Raw genomic sequence first — 18,821 nt, 5'->3', positions numbered from 1 at the left:
CAGGCGAAGGGCCCCGCCACCGCGGTCAATTGCAGCTGGGTCGTACATGGGTCGGGCCGTCGTGCTCAGCGATACGACGGGCGGGACGCCGACAGGTATAGTCCACTTCCCGCCGCCGGAGCAAGATCGAAACCAGCTTTCTCCGGGAGTCGTCTCCGAGTTGAGACCTGGGCGATGCCGGAGGCGTTTCTGCCCCGTTTCCTCCCCGATTTTGCCGTCAACACCCTTGACACCACCCGCCACTTGGCATTCTCCTGGGGACTTGCTCGGCGAGAATGACAACGTTGTCTACATCCAGTGGCAGGAGCGACGACACGGCATGCGCCCCCCTCTCAGAGCGGTCTCCCTGGCAGCCTCGGCGGCATTGGTCCTGAGCCTCACTCCCACGGTGGCTCAGGCGCTTCCGGGCGGAACGGATCAATCGAGCCGATCGGGCTTCTCCGCACGGGAGTTCACCAGCTCCTTCGAAGCGGAAGAAACCCAGCCGACCTGGCGGAACACCGTCGAAGTCGGCCCTGACGGAAAGAAGCGGACAAGCGGGGTCGACGGCGGATTCGTCACCGGCATCCCCGGCAACGTCACCGACCGCGTGACGACGCTGCGCGCCAGCGGCGAGAACGCGTCGTCCGGCGAGGTCAAGGAGAACCTGACCGACCTCCAACCCGGCACGAAGTGGCTGGTGTTCGAACCCACCGCGTGGATCGAGTTCGACCTCGACGCGCCCGTGAAGCTGGCGACGTACGCGCTGACCTCGGCCAACGACGCCGCCGAGCGCGATCCGCGCGACTGGACCCTCAAGGGCTCGGCGGACGGCAAGGAGTGGACGGTCCTCGACACGCGCGCGGGCGAGACCTTCGCCAAGCGCTTCGAGACCCGCTCCTACGACCTCGCGGGCGGCGGCGGCACGGCGTACGCCCACTACCGCCTGGAGGTCACCAGGAACGCCGGCGCGGGCCTGACCCAGCTCGCCGACGTTCAGTTCTCGAACGGTGACACCTCCCAGCCCGTCCCCGAGGAGATGCGCAGCCAGCCGGACCGCGGCCCCAGCGGCTCCCCCACCGCCAAGGCGGGCGCCGGGTTCACCGGGAAGCGGGCGCTGCGCTACGCCGGCACCCACCGGGGCGAGGGCCGGGCCTGGTCGTACAACAAGGTCTTCGACGTCGACGTCCGGATCGTCCGGAACACCGAGCTGGCGTACCGGATCTTCCCGGCGATGAACGAGACCGACCTGAACTACCCGGCGACGAACGTCGCCGTCGACCTGGCCTTCACCGACGGCACCTACCTGAGCGAGCTCGGCGCCACCGACACGCACGGCGGGCTCCTCACCCCGCGGGGGCAGGGCGCCGCCAAGCGGCTCTACGTCAACCAGTGGAACCAGGTCGCCGCGCGGATCGGCGAGGTCGCGAACGGGAAGACCGTCGACCGGATCCTCGTGGCGTACGACTCCCCCAAGGGCCCGGCGAAGTTCCAGGGCTGGATCGACGACCTCTCCCTGGCCCCCAAGGCGCCGGTGCGGCCGCTCGCCCGGCTCTCCGACTACGCCTCGACGACCCGCGGTACGAACTCCTCGGGCTCCTTCTCGCGCGGCAACACCTTCCCGGCGACGGCCGTCCCGCACGGCTTCAACTTCTGGACGCCGGTGACGAATTCGGCCTCCCAGAGCTGGCTGTACGAGTACGCGCGGAGCAACAACGCCGACAACCTGCCGACCCTTCAGGCACTGTCGGTGAGCCATGAGCCGAGCCCGTGGATGGGCGACCGGCAGACCTTCCAGCTGATGCCCTCGGCCGCCGCCGGCGCCCCGCCGGCCGACCGGACGGCCCGGGCGCTGCCCTTCCGGCACGAGAACGAGACGGCCCGCCCGCACTACTACGGCGTCACGTTCGAGAACGGCCTGAAGGCGGAGATCGCGCCCACCGACCACGCGGCGGCGATGCGCTTCAGCTACCCCGGCGCCGACGCGAGCGTCGTCTTCGACAACGTCACCGACCAGGGCGGACTCACCCTGGACCCGGCGACGAGCTCCTTCACCGGCTGGTCCGACGTGAAGAGCGGGCTGTCCACCGGGGCCGGGCGGATGTTCGTGTACGGCATCTTCGACGCGCCGGTCACCGGCTCCGGGAAGCCGGCCGAGCCGGGCGTGAAGGGGCACTTCCGCTTCGACGCGGGCGCGGACCGCACGGTCGGCCTGCGGATCGCGACCTCGCTGATCTCCGTCGACCAGGCGAAGGCGAACCTCGCCGACGAGATCCCCGAGGGCACCGGTTTCGACACCGTCCGGGAGCGGGCCCAGGACGCCTGGGACGAGGTGCTCGGCCGGGTCACCGTCGAGGGCGCGAGCCACGACCAGCTCGTCACCCTCTACTCCAGCCTCTACCGGCTGTACCTGTACCCCAACTCCGGCTTCGAGAAGGTGGGTTCGGGCTACCGGTACGCCAGCCCCTTCTCCGCCCCGACCGGCGCCGACACCCCGACCCGTACCGGCGCGAAGATCGTCGACGGCAAGGCGTACGTCAACAACGGCTTCTGGGACACCTACCGGACGACCTGGCCGGCCTACTCGTTCCTCACCCCGCGCAAGGCGGGCGAGCTGGTCGACGGCTTCGTGCAGCAGTACAAGGACGGCGGCTGGATCTCCCGCTGGTCCTCCCCCGGCTACGCGGACCTGATGACCGGCACCTCCTCGGACGTGGCCTTCGCGGACGCGTACGTGAAGGGCGTGGACTTCGACGGGGAGGCGGCGTACGAGGCGGCCCTGAAGAACGCCACCGTCGTCGCGCCGACCCGGGGCGTCGGCCGCAAGGGCATGGAGACCTCGCCCTTCACCGGCTACGCGTCGACGGAGACCCACGAGGGCCTGTCCTGGTCCCTGGAGGGGTACCTCAACGACTACGGGATCGCGAAGATGGGCCGGGCCCTCTACGAGAAGACCGGCAAGAAGCGCTACCGCGAGGAGTCGGCGTACTTCCTCGACCGGGCGCGGAAGTACGTCTCGCTCTTCGACGCGAAGGCCGGCTTCTTCCAGGGGCGGGACGCCAAGGGTGCCTGGCGGCTGCCCTCGGAGACGTACGACCCGCGCGTCTGGGGCTACGACTACACGGAGACCAACGGCTGGGGCTACGCCTTCACCGCCCCGCAGGACTCCCGGGGCCTGGCCAACCTGTACGGCGGGCGGGCGGGCCTCGCGAAGAAGCTGGACGCCTACTTCTCGACGCCCGAGACGGCGAGCCCCGACGTCGCCGGCTCGTACGGCAGCGTGATCCACGAGATGACCGAGGCGCGGGACGTGCGGATGGGCATGTACGGGCACTCGAACCAGGTCGCCCACCACGTGCCGTACATGTACGACGCGGCCGGGCAGCCGTGGAAGACGGCCGAGAAGGTCCGCGAGGTCCTCTCCCGCCTCTACACCGGCAGTGAGATCGGCCAGGGCTACCACGGCGACGAGGACAACGGCGAGCAGTCGGCCTGGTTCCTCTTCTCGGCGCTCGGCTTCTACCCGCTGGTGATGGGCAGCGGGGAGTACGCGATCGGCTCGCCGCTCTTCACGAAGGCGACGGTGCGGATGGACAACGGGCGCACGCTGGTCGTGGAGGCGCCGCGCAACAGCGCCCGGAACATCTACGTGCAGGGCGTGAAGCTGAACGGGAAGCGGTGGACGTCGACGGCGCTGCCGCACGACCTGCTGGCGAAGGGCGGCACGCTCAGGTTCGACATGGGTGCGAAGCCCTCGGCGTGGGGCACCGGCCGCTCGGCCGCCCCGGTCTCGGTCACCCGGGACGACGAGGTGCCGACGCCTCGGGCGGACCTGGTGAAGGGCGCGGGCGCGCTCTTCGACGACACCTCGGCGACGGCGGGGCCGCTGGCCGGCCCGGTGGAGCTGCCGGTGGCGGCGCCCGGGAAGGCCGTCCAGTACACGCTGACCTCCTCCGCCGACCGGGCGAAGGCGCCGGCGGGCTGGGTGCTCCAGGGCTCGGCGGACGGCGTCACCTGGAAGGAGCTGGACCGGCGGGCGGGCGAGTCCTTCGCGTGGGACCGGCAGACCCGGGTGTTCACGGTGGCCGCGCCGGGCTCGTACGCGAGGTACCGCCTGGTGGCGACGGGCGAACTGGCGGAGGTGGAACTGCTGGGCTGACCGTCCCGGCGCATGCGTAAGGGCCCGTCCCCCTGGGGGACGGGCCCTTACGTCTGATCCCTTAGCCGCGGATCAGGTTGCGCAGCACGTACTGCATGATGCCGCCGTTGCGGTAGTAGTCCGCCTCACCGGGGGTGTCGATGCGGACGACCGCGTCGAACTCGACACCGGTGTCGGTGGTGACCTTGACCGTGCTCGGGGTCGTGCCCTCGTTCAGCTCGGTGATGCCGGCGATGGAGAAGGTCTCCTCGCCGGTCAGGCCGAGCGAGTCGGCCGTCTGGCCGGCCGGGAACTGGAGCGGGAGGACGCCCATGCCGATGAGGTTCGAGCGGTGGATGCGCTCGTACGACTCGGTGATGACGGCCTTGACGCCGAGGAGGGCCGTGCCCTTGGCCGCCCAGTCGCGGGACGAGCCGGAGCCGTACTCCTTGCCGCCCAGGATGACCAGCGGGGTGCCGGCGGCCTGGTAGTTCTGCGAGGCGTCGTAGATGAACGACACCGGCGCGTCGGCCTGGGTGAAGTCGCGGGTGAAGCCGCCCTCGGTGCCCGGCGCGATCTGGTTGCGCAGGCGGATGTTGGCGAAGGTGCCGCGGATCATGACCTCGTGGTTGCCTCGGCGCGAGCCGTAGGAGTTGAAGTCACGACGCTCCACACCGTGCTCGGTGAGGTACTTGCCGGCCGGGGTGTCGGCCTTGATGGCACCGGCCGGGGAGATGTGGTCGGTGGTGACCGAGTCGCCCAGCTTGGCCAGGACACGGGCGCCGGCGATGTCGGTGACCGGGGTGGTCTCCATCGTCATGCCCTCGAAGTACGGGGGCTTGCGCACGTAGGTGGACTCGGCGTCCCACTCGAAGGTGTTGCCGGTCGGGATCGACAGGGCCTGCCACTGGGCGTCGCCCGCGAAGACGTCCTGGTAGGACTTGTTGAACATGTCCTCGCCGATGGCGTTGGCGACGACGTCGTTGACCTCGGCCTCGGAGGGCCAGATGTCCGCCAGGTAGACCGGCTTGCCGTCCTGGTCGACACCGAGGGCGTCCTTGGTGATGTCCACCTTCATGGAACCCGCGAGGGCGTACGCGACGACCAGCGGCGGGGAGGCCAGGTAGTTCATCTTGACGTCGGGGTTGATGCGGCCCTCGAAGTTCCGGTTGCCGGAGAGGACCGAGGTGACCGCGAGGTCGTGCTCGTTGACGGCCTTGGAGACCTCCTCCGGCAGCGGGCCGGAGTTGCCGATGCAGGTGGTGCAGCCGTAGCCGACGAGGTTGAAGCCGACCTTGTCGAGGTACGGGGTCAGGCCCGCCTTGTCGAAGTAGTCGGTGACGACCTTCGAGCCCGGGGCGAGGGTGGTCTTGACCCACGGCTTGCGGGTCAGGCCCTTCTCCACGGCCTTCTTCGCGACGAGCGCGGCGGCGACCATGACGTACGGGTTCGACGTGTTGGTGCAGGAGGTGATCGCGGCGACGGTGACGGCGCCGTGGTCGATCGTGTAGGTGGTGCCGTCGGGGGCGGTCACCTGGACCGGGTTCGACGGGACACCGTTGCTGACGGCCGGGGCGTCGGAGGCCGGGAAGGACTCCTCGCCCGCCTCGTCGGCGGTGGCGACGTAGTTGCGCACGTCCTGGGCGAACTGCGCGGCGGCGTTCGCGAGGACGATGCGGTCCTGCGGGCGCTTCGGGCCGGCGATCGACGGGACGACCGTGGAGAGGTCGAGCTCCAGCTTCTCGGAGAAGTCGGGCTCGGCGGCCGGGTCGAGCCAGAGGCCCTGCTCCTTGGCGTACGCCTCGACGAGCGCGACCTGCTGCTCGGAGCGGCCGGTGAGCTTGAGGTAGCTCAGGGTCTCGCCGTCGATCGGGAAGACCGCGGCGGTGGAGCCGAACTCGGGCGACATGTTGCCGATGGTGGCGCGGTTCGCGAGGGAGGTGGCGGCGACGCCCTCACCGTAGAACTCGACGAACTTGCCGACGACGCCGTGCTTGCGCAGCATCTCGGTGATGGTCAGCACCAGGTCGGTGGCGGTGGTGCCGGCGGGCAGCTCGCCGGTCAGCTTGAAGCCGACGACGCGCGGGATCAGCATGGAGACCGGCTGGCCCAGCATCGCGGCCTCGGCCTCGATGCCGCCGACGCCCCAGCCCAGCACGCCGAGGCCGTTGACCATGGTGGTGTGCGAGTCGGTGCCGACGAGGGTGTCGGGGTACGCCTGGCCGTTGCGGACCATGACGGTGCGGGCCAGGTGCTCGATGTTCACCTGGTGCACGATGCCGGTGCCCGGCGGGACGACCTTGAAGTCGTCGAAGGCGGTCTGGCCCCAGCGCAGGAACTGGTAGCGCTCCTTGTTGCGGCCGTACTCCAGCTCGACGTTCTGCGCGAACGCGTCGTTGGTGCCGAACTTGTCGGCGATGACGGAGTGGTCGATGACCATCTCGGCCGGGGAGAGCGGGTTGATCTTCGCCGGGTCACCGCCGAGGGCGGCGACGGCCTCGCGCATGGTGGCGAGGTCGACGACGCAGGGCACGCCGGTGAAGTCCTGCATGATCACGCGCGCCGGCGTGAACTGGATCTCCTGGCTCGGCTGGGCCTGGGAGTCCCAGTCGCCGAGCGCCCGGATGTGGTCGGCGGTGATGTTCGCGCCGTCCTCGGTGCGGAGCAGGTTCTCCAGGAGAACCTTCAGGCTGTAAGGCAGCCGGGCGGAGCCCTCGACCTTGTCCAGCTTGAAGATCTCGTACGACTCGTCACCCACGCGCAGCGTGGCGCGGGCGTCGAAGCTGTTCGCCGACACGACAGTCTCCTTCATATATGTGCGCGTTCCACCACATCCTGCCGCCACGTACACGTCGCGGGTCCGCTAAGGTAAGGCTAAGTTAGGTAACCCTTACCGGGCTGGCGGCAGCGGTGCGCCTCGGCAGATATCTCGATGTCGAGATAACTCTAGTACATCACCGGCGGTCGGTCATGCCCGGCATGCCAGCTTCCGGGCATGTGCGGGGCGGCCACGGCGCTGCGGCGCATGGGGTGCACGTCCCGGCTGGAGCGTGACCACGCGATGTCGACGGACTTCGACCCTCGTGTCGCGTGATGCGCGTCGTGCCCTTCCGGCTGCCCTTTCGGCCCTCACAGGGGCCGCGCGGAGGCCCTAATCTCGGGTTCCGGGGACCGAACAGCGACCTGGAGACCTGGAGAGCTGGAGAGCTGGCAAGCATGTACGAGACAAGGGCGCCTGCGGTGTCACCGACGGCCACGTCAGCACCGAGCAGGCAGGCACAGGGCGCGGCCCCGAGGCACTCCGCCCGGCAGGTGCCGCACCCCGCCGTACTCGCCGACCTCCAACGGACGGCGGGCAACGCGGCCGTGACGCGCTGGGTGCAGCGCCAGGAAGAACCGGATGTCAGGGAGGAGGCGCGGCGGCATGCCGCCGATCCCACCGCGCACGGCGAGTGGGGCACCTTCCGCGACACGATGGCTCGGGCGGGCTTCCCCGACGACGTCACGGACGCCGCCTGGCAGCTCATCCTCGGCGGCATCGCCGAACAGGGGCAGCTCAACGACGAGGCCATGGCGAAGCACGCCAAGCGCCAGGACCAGCGCGACCATCGCGCGTCGAACACCTGGTACCAGAATCTGGTGAAGCTCATCGCCCGCTACCTGAAGGTCGAGACGCCGACGCTGGCCCTCTGGTCGGGCGGCAGGGAGATCAGCGACTACGCCCTCGGCAAGGGCCACACCCCGCTGGAGTCCACCCCCTTCGGGGGCGTGGTCGACAAGCTGACCTTGACCTCCGACTGGATGCTCAAGACTCCGATGTGGAACGTCCTGTCCAAAGCCTTCGTGAACCATGCCCAGGGCCCCGTCCACATCTTTCTGCGCTCGTTCAACCCCGAAAGCGTCCTCATCTCGCAGGAGGTCCCGCAACTGCGCGTGCTCATGGACCTCAACCCGGCGGTGAAGCTCATCTGGCACCCGGTATACGTGGCGGCCGACGGGAAGCCGAGGGAGGTCACCGGGGGACTCGAGCTGGACTCCGACGCGTCCTACACCACCCGGGACGAGTGCGTGAAGGTCCTCTACAACTACCTCCGGTTCAAGCACGACCCGGCCAACCTCCACTCCGAGCGTGCCTACATGGAGATGCGCGCCCACCTCGCCGCCAACGGCAACCCCCAGTAGCGCTGGCCACCGGCGGATCCGCGGCTCCCGTCACTCCGAAAGGAAGGCGGCCAGGCGCGCCGTGAACCGCGCCGGGTCGTCGAGCCACGGATAGTGCCCGGCTCCCGGCTGGACGGTGAGATCGGCCCGGGGGAAGAGGCCGGCGAACTCCGCCACAGCGCTCGGCGGGCTGTTCAGGTCATGGGCCCCGGCGAGCAGGAGGACCGGACCGGGGAAGGCGGCGAGCGCCGCGCGGGTGGCGTCCGGAGTGAAGGCGCCGTCGGCGCCGAAACCTGCGACGGCCTCGGGGTTGTCCGGCCGCCCCTCGACGTGATGGCGCCGGGCGGCCTCGTCCCAGCGCCCGTAGAGGAACGGAGCGATGGCCTCCCAGTCGCTCCCCTCCCCCGCGACGATCGCCTCCAGAGCGGCAAAGGCCCCCGGGAACCACGCCTCGCCCGCCCTCGCCAGCGCCAGCTCGCGCCGGACCTCCGGGGCGACGTCCACCCCGACGGCCCGCATCCCGGGGGCGACCAGGGCGAGCCGCCGGACACGGTGCGGGTAGCGGGCGGCGTACTGGCTGGCGATGTTGGCGCCCGCGGAGTGGCCGAGCAGGTCGACGCGGTCGAGCCCGAGGTGGCGGCGGAGCGCCTCGACATCCTCGACGAGACGATCGCAGCGGTACGAGGAGGGGTCGGCGGGCACGTCGGAGCGGCCGGTGCCGCGCAGGTCGGGGATCACCAGGGGGCGGTGGGCGGAGAGCCCGCCGAGGTCGCCGAGATAGACGGAGTCGGCGGGACCGCCGGGGACGCAGAGGAGCGGGACGCCGGGGGCGGAGTCCGAGCGGGAGTCCGAGCGGGAGCCCGCACCGGCGCCTGGGCCGGCGTCCGAGCCGGCATCCGAGCCGGTGAGGCGGCGGTAGGCCAGTCGGGTGCCGTCGGGGGCGGAGTGGTGGAGCGGGGACGAGGGCACCTCTGCGTAGGTCATAACCACGTTATATAACCGAGTTATGGACGCTGTCCAGAACGGGTATAACTGAGTTATGACCTCCAAGGACGACGGCACGGGTACGGGTACGAGCGCGGGTACGGGTACGAGCGCGGGTGCGGGCATGGGCGCGGGTGCGGGTGCGGATACGGGAGCCGGCGCGGACACCGGCGCGGCACCCGCCGGCCTGACCGAGCGACAGGTCGAGGACCTCTTCGCCGGGATGAACGAGGTCATCCGGGCGGGCGAGGAGATGCGCCGGACGCGCGCCGAGATGATCCAGGTGTTCGCCGACGCCGGCTGGACGCAGGACCGGCTCGCGCGACTGGCGGGAATGAGCCAGCCGGCCGTCTCCAAGCAGGTGTCCAAGCCGCGCGCCGGGGAGGCGGCGGACCCGGCGTCGCTCGACCGGGACGACACGCCGTGGCTCGAAGGGCGCCTGTGGGGTCTCGCCGAGGAGCTGTCGGAGGCGCTGGACGGCACGGCCCACTGCTCGCGGCCGGTGCACGCGCTGGCGCGCGGCCGGAAGCGGTTCACCCCGCAGAACGTGGACGCCCTGCGCCGCCTGGTCGAGGCGGACCTGCGGGAGCGCGCGAGGGAACTGCCGGGCGCGTACCGGGAGGCGTACGACCGGATCGCGAGGGCGCTCGACACACAGGAGCCGGAGGGCGGGGGCGCCGAGGCCGGTGCGCCGTCGGCGCGGCGGGCGCTGGCGCGCCAGATCCAGCGGGTCCGGCTGCGGGACGCGGGCTGACGACCCGTACGGACGCGGAGCGATTGCCATAAAGAGGACATAGAGGGACGATCGACGAGAGTGGGGCGAGGTTGGGCTTCACGACCCGTCAGCGAGGAGAAGGCGTCTCGCGCGCCCTGAAGTCGGGGCGCGAACTCCCCCTCCACGGGCGGCACGTCACTCTCTTGCGCACACCCTGTCACCCTGATGGACCACCCCACCGCGAGCGCCATCTCATATCTGAGATAACGTGACGGCATGGCAGACGACTACCTCGTACGCATCGGCAAGCTCATCCGTGACGCCCGCCAGCACCGTGGCTGGACGCAGACGCAGCTCGCCGAGGCGCTCGGCACGAGCCAGAGCGCGGTCAACCGGATCGAGCGCGGCAACCAGAACATCAGCCTTGAGATGATCGCCCGTATCGGCGAGGCGCTCGACAGCGAGATCGTCTCTCTCGGTTACGCCGGCCCGATGCATCTGCGGGTCGTCGGCCGCCGCCGCCTCTCCGGCGCGATCGACGTCAAGACGAGCAAGAACGCGTGCGTCGCGCTGCTCTGCGCCTCGCTGCTCAACAAGGGCCGCACGGTGCTGCGCCGGGTCGCGCGCATCGAGGAGGTCTTCCGTCTCCTGGAGGTCCTCAACTCCATCGGTGTCCGCACCCGCTGGATCAACGAGGGCGTCGACCTGGAGATCGTGCCGCCGGCCGAGCTGGACATGGAGTCGATCGACGCCGAGGCGGCGATCCGCACCCGCTCCATCATCATGTTCCTCGGCCCGCTGCTGCACCGCCTGGACCGCTTCAAGCTGCCGTACGCCGGCGGCTGCGACCTCGGCACCCGCACGATCGAGCCGCACATGATCGCGCTGCGCCGCTTCGGCCTCGACATCACGGCGACCGACAACCTGTACCACGCCCAGGTGGAGCGGTCCGTCTCCCCGGACCGCCCGATCGTCCTGACCGAGCGCGGCGACACGGTGACCGAGAACGCCCTCCTGGCGGCGGCCCGCCACGACGGCGTGACCGTCATCCGCAACGCGTCCTCCAACTACATGGTCCAGGACCTGTGCTTCTTCCTGGAGGCGCTGGGCGTACGGGTCGACGGCATCGGCACGACCACGCTGACCGTGCACGGCGTCCCGCAGATCGACGTCGACGTCGACTACTCCCCCTCCGAGGACCCGGTCGAGGCGATGAGCCTGCTCGCCGCGGCCGTCGTCACGGAGTCCGAGCTGACCATCCGCCGGGTCCCGATCGAGTTCATGGAGATCGAGCTCGCCGTCCTGGAGGAGATGGGCCTCGACCACGACCGCTCGCCCGAGTACGCGGCGGACAACGGCCGCACCCGCCTGGTCGACCTGACGGTCCGCCCCTCCAAACTGGAGGCGCCGATCGACAAGATCCACCCGATGCCCTTCCCGGGCCTCAACATCGACAACGTGCCCTTCTTCGCGGCCATCGCGGCCACGGCCCAGGGCAAGACCCTGATCCACGACTGGGTCTACGACAACCGCGCCATCTACCTCACCGACCTCAACCGCCTCGGCGGCCGCCTCCAGCTCCTGGACCCCCACCGCGTCCTGGTCGAGGGCCCCACCCGCTGGCGCGCCGCCGAGATGATGTGCCCGCCGGCCCTCCGCCCGGCCGTGGTCGTCCTCCTCGCGATGATGGCGGCCGAGGGCACCTCGGTGCTGCGCAACGTCTACGTCATCAACCGGGGGTACGAGGAGCTCGCGGAGCGCCTCAACTCGGTGGGGGCGCAGATCGAGATCTTCCGGGACATCTGAGACAGCTGCTATGTGAAGGATCGAGCCCCATCCCCCTGAGAAGGCGATGGGGCTCGATCCGTCGCACCCGGCTGAAGCGTTCCGCGTCACTCGCCGGGGACGGGCACAGCAGTCGGGGCTTCGTGGAACGGTTCCCTCTCGGAATCCGGTAGGGGCATCGCGATGGTTCGCCGACGTTCAGTGCTGTCGCAGAGTGCGGGCGACGTAGGACACGTGCTGAGCGTTGCCCACCGTCAGCCATTTCGCGAACGCACCGGTGCTCCCGCCCCCTCCGGCGCAGTCGCGGAGCCAGGTCTCGCCCGCACCGGCCATGGGTCCGCGGAAGTCGGGCTGATCGACGATCTCGCGTGCCGCCGCTCGGTTGAACGCGATCTTCTCGCTCCGCTCCCTGCCCTTGTGCAGGACTTTGGACAGGACGAACTCCCGCTCGGTCGTGTAGCGAAGGAATCCCCAGTCCGGGCCGCCCTTCTGGTCGGGCGGCCTCGGCACCTCGGCTATCGCGTCCGCGTGCTGAGTCCCGTAGTCGCCGTACCTCAGCACAGGAACGTAGGCCCGCCGACTCTGTGCGATGCCGCGCCACATCTCCCAGTCCCCTCGCGGCTCTTCGCAGAGACCTCGCTCCAACATCTCCGCGGTGACCCGGGGAAATCCGCCGCTCAGTACGCAGACATCACGCCAGGGAGTGAGAGGAAACAGCGCGTCGAGGGCCCGAAGGGCCTCCTTGCCCGCGTCGGGTCGGTCCGCGAGCACACCGCCCATGTCCAGGAGCAGGTCCGCGTCGACTTCCGGTGCGGCACGTCGCACCAGGGAGCGCACGACTTCTGCCGCCCCGGCGTCCCACTCCCCCGTGACGCGGACACGAATCCCGATCCCGCGCCCACCGCGAGCCGCCGCGGCGAAGGCAGCGCTCTGTTGGAGAAGCGACCGGTCCGGTCCGGTCACCGGTCGGAGCCTTCCGTACACGCAGTACTCGTCCAGCAGATCGGCCAGCACCGCTGCCTGCACCTCGTCCGCGAACGGCGCATCGATCCAGGCGGCACCGTGACGCTGGACACGGCTCACCGAGCGGAGCTCCTTGCCCAGGGCGGCGGCGAGGGCGGGAACGGCGACTCCCGGCCTCGGTGACAGGTTCCACAGGGGTGCGATGTGTCGCTGGTCGGTCGGTTGCAGCCAGCCGTACGCCTCCACCGCATGAGGTCGAGCTTGGAGCACGGGCACGTACGACAGCTCAGACACTGCGGATTCCCCCTCGGCTCTGCCGACTCCGGTGACCTGTAGTCAGGGTCCGCATGACCGGCACCTCGCGAAACCACGCCGATTCGGCCTCGCTGTCCCGAAACGCTCCGGAGTGGGGTGAAACGATCTCCGAGAAGCCGGACGGCCCGTCGGACGCATGTCCGGCGGGCCGTCGCGTGCACGCGTCAGGTCACCGCGTCCAGAAGAACTCCTGGCTCGCCGACGTCAGGCTGCTCCCGCTGCCGTAGTGGCCCAGGGCGTAGACCTCCAGTGTGCAGGGGCCCGCGGAGGGGGCGTAGAAGTCGATTCTGGTCGGCTTGTCGTTCGTGGCCGGGGTGGTTCGCCAGCCGCCGGTGGGGGCGCACGAGGCGCGCCAGGTGTAGCCGCTGATGCCCTTGCCCAGGTCGGTCTCGGCCGGCTGGACGTCGACCTTGACGGCGATGCGGACGTCCTGGACGACGGTCAGACGGGGCGGGCTCAGGGGGGTGGTGAGGACGGGGGTGGCGCGTTCGATGGTGGTGTCGTTGGACGGGGTGCCCTCGCGGCCCTCGCGGTCCACGGCGACCACGTAGTAGGAGGAGCGGCCGAGCGGGGCGGTGCGGTCGGTGGCGTAGCGGCCGGAGTTGACCAGGTCGACCGCGGTCCAGGGGGTGTGGACGGCCGTGCGGCGGTAGAGGCGGTAGCCGGAGATCGTGCTCGTGGGCGTGCCCTCCGGGAGGGTGAACGTCACGCGGTTGTACGAGTCGGTCGGCTGGCCCGCGGTGAGCGTCGGGGTCGGTACGTCCGCCGGGGCCGGGCGGGTGGCGGCCACCGCTTCGACGGGCGAGCGGTTGCCGTACGCGTCGACGGCGGTGACCCGGTAGGCGTACGGGACGCCGACCTCGGCGAAGGAGTCCTGGAAGGCGGGTCCGGTCACGAAGTCGGGGCCGTCCGGGTCCTCCTGGCCGGCCGGGGCCGTGTGGATCTCGTAGCCGACGGTGTCGGGCGAGGTGGAGGGCGTCCAGGTGAGGGCGTTGCCGGAGGTCGTGCCCTCGCTCGTCAGGGCGGTGACCGGTTCGGGGGCCGTGGTGTCCGGCGCGCCGGTGGTGCCGGGCGCGGAGGGGGCGGACGCGTTGCCGGCGGCGTCGCGGGCCGCCACCTTGTAGTACCACTGCTGCCGGATGTCGGCGGTCGTGTCCCGGTACTCGGTGGTGGTCTGCCAGGCGGAGACCGGGGTGTAGGTGCCGTCCGCCGTGCCGGAGCGGAGGACCTGGTAGGCGGCGGCTTCGGGGACCGGCTGCCAGGACACGAGCACCGAGTTCGCGGCGACCGCGGCGGTGACCGCCGCGGGCACGCCGGGCGGGGTGCGGTCGGCGGTGGTGACGGCGAGGTCGGCGGTGCCGGGGGCCTCATTGTTGGCCCGGTCGTAGGCGCGGACCTCGTAGAGGAAGCGCCCGCCCGTGGCGGGCGGGGTGTCGGTGAAGGTGAGCGCGGTGGTCGTCGCGAGCGGCCGGGCCGGGAAGGGCTGTCCGTCCGGGCGCCGGTAGACGCGGTAGCCGGCGAGGTCCATCTCCTGGTTGCGGGCCCAGGAGACCTTGGCCCGGCCGCTCGCCTTGTCGTACGCGACGGTGGCGCCGGCCGGGGTGAGCGGCTTGACCTTGTCGACGGCGGCCGTGGTGCGGGGCGCGTACGAGAACTTCACGTTCGCGGGGCCGGTCCAGTTGACGAAGTCGACGCGCAGGGTGTGGCGGCCCTTGGGGATCGTGAGGTTCAGGGTCCGCTTCTGGATGGTGGTGTAGTCGCCCCAGATGTCGTACCTGCGGGCGCCGTCCAGGTAGACGCGGATGCCGTCGCGGGTCTCGAAGGGCAGCGTGAACGGACCGCCGGAGCCGAAGTCGCGGGTCACCGTCCAGCGGACGCCGAAGCGGTCCTTGGGCAGCCCGTAGGCCGGGGCGCCGGTCCAGCTCTCGTTGACGGCGCTGTCGCAGTCGGTGCGCTTGGGGGTGCCGGTGAGGGTGGTGTTGGCGAAGAACTCCCGCTTGTAGGCGGGAGAGGCGCAGCTCACCGCCGCGGAGGCGGGGGTCGCGGTGGTGGTGAGCAGACCACCGGCCGCGGCGAGCACCACGGCGGCGGCCGTCGCCGTGGTGTGTCGGGCTGTTCTCATGCGTTCCTGACGGTCCTTAGGTCTCGGCGAGGGTCACGGAGAGGGTCTCAGTGAGGGTCTCGGTGAGGGTCACGGTGACGGTCGCGCCGGAGGGCGTGGCCGTTCGTGATCAAGACCGCCGAGGGGATCGCATGGTTGTACGAAAACGGGGCGGGCGGGCGGTCAGCCCGCGCCCGGCATCACGCCGCCGCCCTTGAGGCGTTCGATGTCGGAGGGGCGGACCTTGATCGCGAAGACGGCGATCAGGAAGGAGACGATCGCGAAGGCCGCCGCGACGATGAAACCGGCCGTGACGCCGCTGGTGAGGACCTGGTCGGCGAAGGACTTCGGGAGTTGGCCGGTCTTGGCGAACTGGGCCTTCTCCAGCGGTCCGGCCTGGGACAGGAAGGCGGGGACCTGGGTGTCGGCCTCGTTGCGGCTGGCCGTGCCGAAGACCGTCACCAGGATGGAGAGGCCCAGCGAACCGCCCACCTGCTGGGTCGCGTTGAGGAGTCCGGAGGCCGCGCCCGCCTCGTACGGGGCCACGTTGGAGAGGGCCATCAGGGTCAGCGAGACGAACATCATGCCCATGCCCGCGCTGAGCACCAGCATCGGGCCGAGGATGCTGCCGACGTACGTCGAGTCGACGTTGGTGAAGGTCAGCCAGGACAGGCCGGCCGCCAGGCAGAGCGAGCCGACGACCATGAAGGGTTTCGGCCCGAAGCGGGGCAGCAGCTGGGAGGTGATCCCGGCGAGGATCGCGATGACGACGCTGACCGGCAGGAAGGCCAGACCGGCTTCGAGCGGGCTGAAGCCCAGGACGTTCTGCACGAAGAGGGTGAGGAAGAAGAACATCCCGAAGATCGCCGCGGCGAGACAGAGCATGATCCCGTACGTGCCGGACCGGTTGCGGTCGGCGAACATGTGCAGCGGGGTGATCGGCTGCCGCGAGCGCCGCTCCACGAAGACGAAGGCGACGAGCAGGACGACGGCGGTGCCGAAGGACGCCAGCGTGTACGGGTCGCGCCAGCCCTGCTGGGCGGCGCGGATGAAGCCGTACACCAGCGACACCATGCCCAGCGTCGAGGTGAGCGCGCCGGCGATGTCGAAGTGCCCGGGGTGCCGTTCGGACTCCTTGACGTGCCGGGGCGTGAGGAAGGCGATGAGCAGGGCGATGGGCACGTTCACGAAGAACACCCAGCGCCAGTTGAGCCATTCGACGAGGATGCCGCCGGCCAGCAGTCCGATCGCGCCGCCGGCCGCCGAGACGCCCGCGAACACGCCGAAGGCACGGTTGCGTTCGGGGCCCTCGTCGAAGGTGGTGGTGATCAGGGAGAGGGAGGTCGGCGAGGCGATGGCACCGCCGACGCCCTGGAGGGCGCGGGCGGCGAGCAGTTGCCACTCGGCCTGGGCGAACCCGCCGAGCAGGGAGGCGAGTCCGAAGAGCAGGACGCCGAAGATGAAGGTGCGGCGGCGGCCGAGGATGTCACCGGCACGGCCGCCGAGGAGCAGCAGACCGCCGAAGGTGAGGGTGTAGGCGTTGACCACCCACGACAGGCTGGTGGTGGAGAAGCCCAGCGCGCTCTGGATGTGCGGGAGCGCGATGTTCACGATGGTGATGTCGAGAACGACCATCAACTGGCAGGAGGCGATCACGAAGAGGGCGATGCCTTTGCCGTCGCCGCCCTTCTTCGTGGCGACGCCCTGCTGCGGGGTGGTCGGCTTGGGGGTACTCATGGGGCATCTCGCCCTCGCCTGAGGCAGCCGTGGGCCGGTCAGTCCACCTTTCGACCCTAAGCCCACCCCCCGCACGGGACCAGTTGATCTACGCCCGGGTCCGCTAGCGGAGCACGGCGAACCCGTCGAGCTCCACCAACGCCTGCTCGTCCCACAGCCGTACGGCCCCGATCACGGCCATCGCCGGGTAGTCGCGGCCCGCCAACCGGTGCCAGATGCGCCCGAGTTCGGCGGCGTGCAGCCGGTAGTCGGCGACGTCGGTGGCGTACACCGTGACGCGGGCCAGGTCGGCGGGCGAGCCGCCGGCGTGCCGGAGCGCCGTGAGCAGGTTGCCGAGCGCCGTCTCGAACTGCTCGGGCAGCGTCTCGCCCGTCACCTTGCCGTCGCGGTCGAGGCTGGTCTGCCCGGCGAGGAAGACGAACCGGGAACCGGTGGCCGTGACGGCGTGGCTGAAGCCGGTGGGCGGGGAGAGGTCGGCCGGGTTGTGGCGGTGCAGGCTCATGCGGGTACTCCTGCCCCGGAGCGGCGCGCGGACGCCGTTTCCGTGCTGTCCGGGTCCGTACGCGTGGCCGCGTGCCGGTAGAGCTCCTTCGCGATGATCGTGCGCTGCACCTCGGTGGCCCCCTCGTAGATGCGCGGCGCCCGCACCTCCCGGTAGAGGTGTTCGAGGAGGTGCCCGCGCTGGAGGGCGCGGGCGCCGTGCAGCTGGACGGCGGCGTCGACCACGTACTGCGCGGTCTCGGTGGCGAGCAGCTTGGCCATCGCGGCCCGGCGGGGCACGTCCGGGTCGCCCCGGTCGTGGGCCTCGGCCGCCGCGTAGACGAGCAGCCGGGCGGCCTCGGTACGGGTGGCCATCTCGGCGACCTGGTGGGAGACGGCCTGGAGGTCGGCGAGGACGCCGCCGAAGGCCGGGCGGCCGGCGGTGTGGGCGAGGGTCGAGTCGAGGGCCGCCTGGGCCATGCCGACGGCGAAGGCGCCGACGCTGGGCCGGAACAGGTTGAGGGTGTTCATGGCGACCCGGAAGCCCTGGCCGGGCTCCCCGAGGAGGTCCTCGGGCCCGACGGGGACGCCGTCGAAGGCCAGACCGCCGATGGCGTGCGGGGCGAGCATGTCCAGCGGCTCCCCGGTGAGCCCGGGCCGGTCGGCGGGCACCAGGAACGCGGTGACACCCCGGGCACCTCCTGCTCCCCTCGTTCGGCTCGTTCCGCTCGTTTCGCTCGTTCCCGTCGTTCGGCTCGCTCGGCTCGTGCCGCCTGGGCCGTGGGGGCCGTACGAGTCGCCCGAGCCATCCGCGCCGCCCGCGCCGTGGAGGCCGTCCGCGCCCTCCGCCCCGTCCAGATCCCCCGTACGGGCGAACACCGTCATGAAGTCCGCTTCGGGCGCGTTGGAGATCCAGCGCTTCTCGCCGTGCAGCCGCCAGCCGCCGGTGGCGGGGTCGGGGACGGCGCGCAGGGCGAGGGCGGCGGCGTCGGAGCCGGCGTCCGGCTCGGAGAGGGCGAAGGCGGCGACGGCGCGGCCCGCGACGACCTCGGGCAGCCAGCGTTCGCGCTGCTCGGGGGTGCCGAAGGCGGCGACGGGGTGGGCGCCGAGGCCCTGGAGGGCGAGCGCCGTCTCGGCCTCCGTGCAGACCTGGGCGAGGGACTCGCGCATCAGGCACAGGTCCAGGGCGCCGGAGTCGAAGAGCCGGGCGAGCAGGCCGAGCTCGCCCAGGGCGGCCACGAGGGGCCGGTTGACGCGCCCGGGCTCGCCCTTCTCGGCGAGCGGCACGAGCCGCTCGGCCGCGAGGGTCCGCAGCCGCGCACACCAGGTGGTCTGTTCCGGATCGAGCGAGAATGCGGGCATGTGGGCGCCCTCTCTGGCGCGCTCGCGCGCCGACGGCGGGACCGGCCGGGACGGGCCCGTCCCGGCGGTCTCCGGGACCCGGCCGGCCGGGTCGAGGAGGC

The 18,821-nt window shown here is 70.9% G+C and carries 11 protein-coding genes; 4 read left to right on the top strand and 7 right to left on the bottom strand.

Annotated elements, in window-relative coordinates; translation table 11 throughout:
* Positions 1–319 precede the first annotated feature (319 nt).
* Positions 320–4,138 carry a GH92 family glycosyl hydrolase gene (locus AB0Q96_RS19935; RefSeq protein WP_365327135.1) on the top strand — a complete coding sequence of 1,273 codons (3,819 nt, stop codon included), beginning with the start codon at positions 320–322 and terminating at the stop codon, positions 4,136–4,138.
* A 61-nt stretch (positions 4,139–4,199) separates the two neighbouring features.
* Here the strand turns inward: AB0Q96_RS19935 and acnA are convergent, their stop codons facing one another.
* Positions 4,200–6,914, bottom strand: coding sequence for an aconitate hydratase AcnA (acnA, locus tag AB0Q96_RS19930; RefSeq protein WP_365327133.1), 2,715 nt, complete (start codon positions 6,912–6,914; stop codon positions 4,200–4,202).
* 443 nt (positions 6,915–7,357) lie between these two features.
* On the opposite strand from acnA, the gene AB0Q96_RS19925 reads away from it, so the two are divergent.
* Entirely contained in the window at positions 7,358–8,299 is a 942-nt protein-coding gene (locus tag AB0Q96_RS19925) for a hypothetical protein (RefSeq protein WP_365327132.1), read from the top strand.
* Positions 8,300–8,329: 30 nt separating this feature from the next.
* Here AB0Q96_RS19925 and AB0Q96_RS19920 read toward each other — a convergent pair whose 3' ends face one another.
* Positions 8,330–9,262 carry an alpha/beta hydrolase gene (locus AB0Q96_RS19920; protein WP_365327130.1) on the bottom strand — a complete coding sequence of 311 codons (933 nt, stop codon included), beginning with the start codon at positions 9,260–9,262 and terminating at the stop codon, positions 8,330–8,332.
* 55 nt (positions 9,263–9,317) lie between these two features.
* Here AB0Q96_RS19920 and AB0Q96_RS19915 point away from each other — a divergent pair, with 55 nt between their 5' ends.
* Positions 9,318–10,016, top strand: a complete 699-nt coding sequence (locus AB0Q96_RS19915; protein ID WP_365327128.1) for a sigma-70 family RNA polymerase sigma factor — start codon at positions 9,318–9,320, stop codon at positions 10,014–10,016.
* A 237-nt stretch (positions 10,017–10,253) separates the two neighbouring features.
* Complete coding sequence (locus AB0Q96_RS19910; RefSeq protein ID WP_351661050.1) at positions 10,254–11,783, top strand: UDP-N-acetylglucosamine 1-carboxyvinyltransferase; 1,530 nt, start codon at positions 10,254–10,256, stop codon at positions 11,781–11,783.
* Between the two features lie 177 nt (positions 11,784–11,960).
* On the opposite strand, the gene AB0Q96_RS19905 is transcribed toward AB0Q96_RS19910, so the two are convergent.
* The 5 genes from AB0Q96_RS19905 to AB0Q96_RS19885 all read right to left on the bottom strand — a co-directional run bounded on the left by AB0Q96_RS19905 (position 11,961) and on the right by AB0Q96_RS19885 (position 18,720).
* Positions 11,961–13,019, bottom strand: a complete 1,059-nt coding sequence (locus tag AB0Q96_RS19905; RefSeq protein ID WP_365327126.1) for a hypothetical protein — start codon at positions 13,017–13,019, stop codon at positions 11,961–11,963.
* A 190-nt stretch (positions 13,020–13,209) separates the two neighbouring features.
* On the bottom strand, positions 13,210–15,162 hold the full coding sequence (locus AB0Q96_RS19900; RefSeq protein ID WP_365327124.1) for a PA14 domain-containing protein: 1,953 nt from the start codon (positions 15,160–15,162) through the stop codon (positions 13,210–13,212).
* A 162-nt stretch (positions 15,163–15,324) separates the two neighbouring features.
* Positions 15,325–16,878 (bottom strand): MFS transporter, encoded by a 1,554-nt coding sequence (locus AB0Q96_RS19895; protein WP_365327122.1) that lies wholly within the window; start codon positions 16,876–16,878, stop codon positions 15,325–15,327.
* Between the two features lie 103 nt (positions 16,879–16,981).
* Positions 16,982–17,380: a RidA family protein gene (locus tag AB0Q96_RS19890; protein ID WP_365327121.1), complete on the bottom strand. Its 399-nt coding sequence runs from the start codon at positions 17,378–17,380 to the stop codon at positions 16,982–16,984.
* Positions 17,377–18,720: an acyl-CoA dehydrogenase family protein gene (locus tag AB0Q96_RS19885; RefSeq protein WP_365327119.1), complete on the bottom strand. Its 1,344-nt coding sequence runs from the start codon at positions 18,718–18,720 to the stop codon at positions 17,377–17,379. Before AB0Q96_RS19885 ends, AB0Q96_RS19890 begins: the two co-directional genes overlap by 4 nt.
* Positions 18,721–18,821 lie beyond the last annotated feature (101 nt).

The organism is Streptomyces sp. NPDC093111, assembly GCF_040683955.1.
Taxonomy (GTDB): Bacteria; Actinomycetota; Actinomycetes; order Streptomycetales; family Streptomycetaceae; genus Streptomyces.
This window is presented reverse-complemented; position numbering and strand designations above follow the sequence as displayed.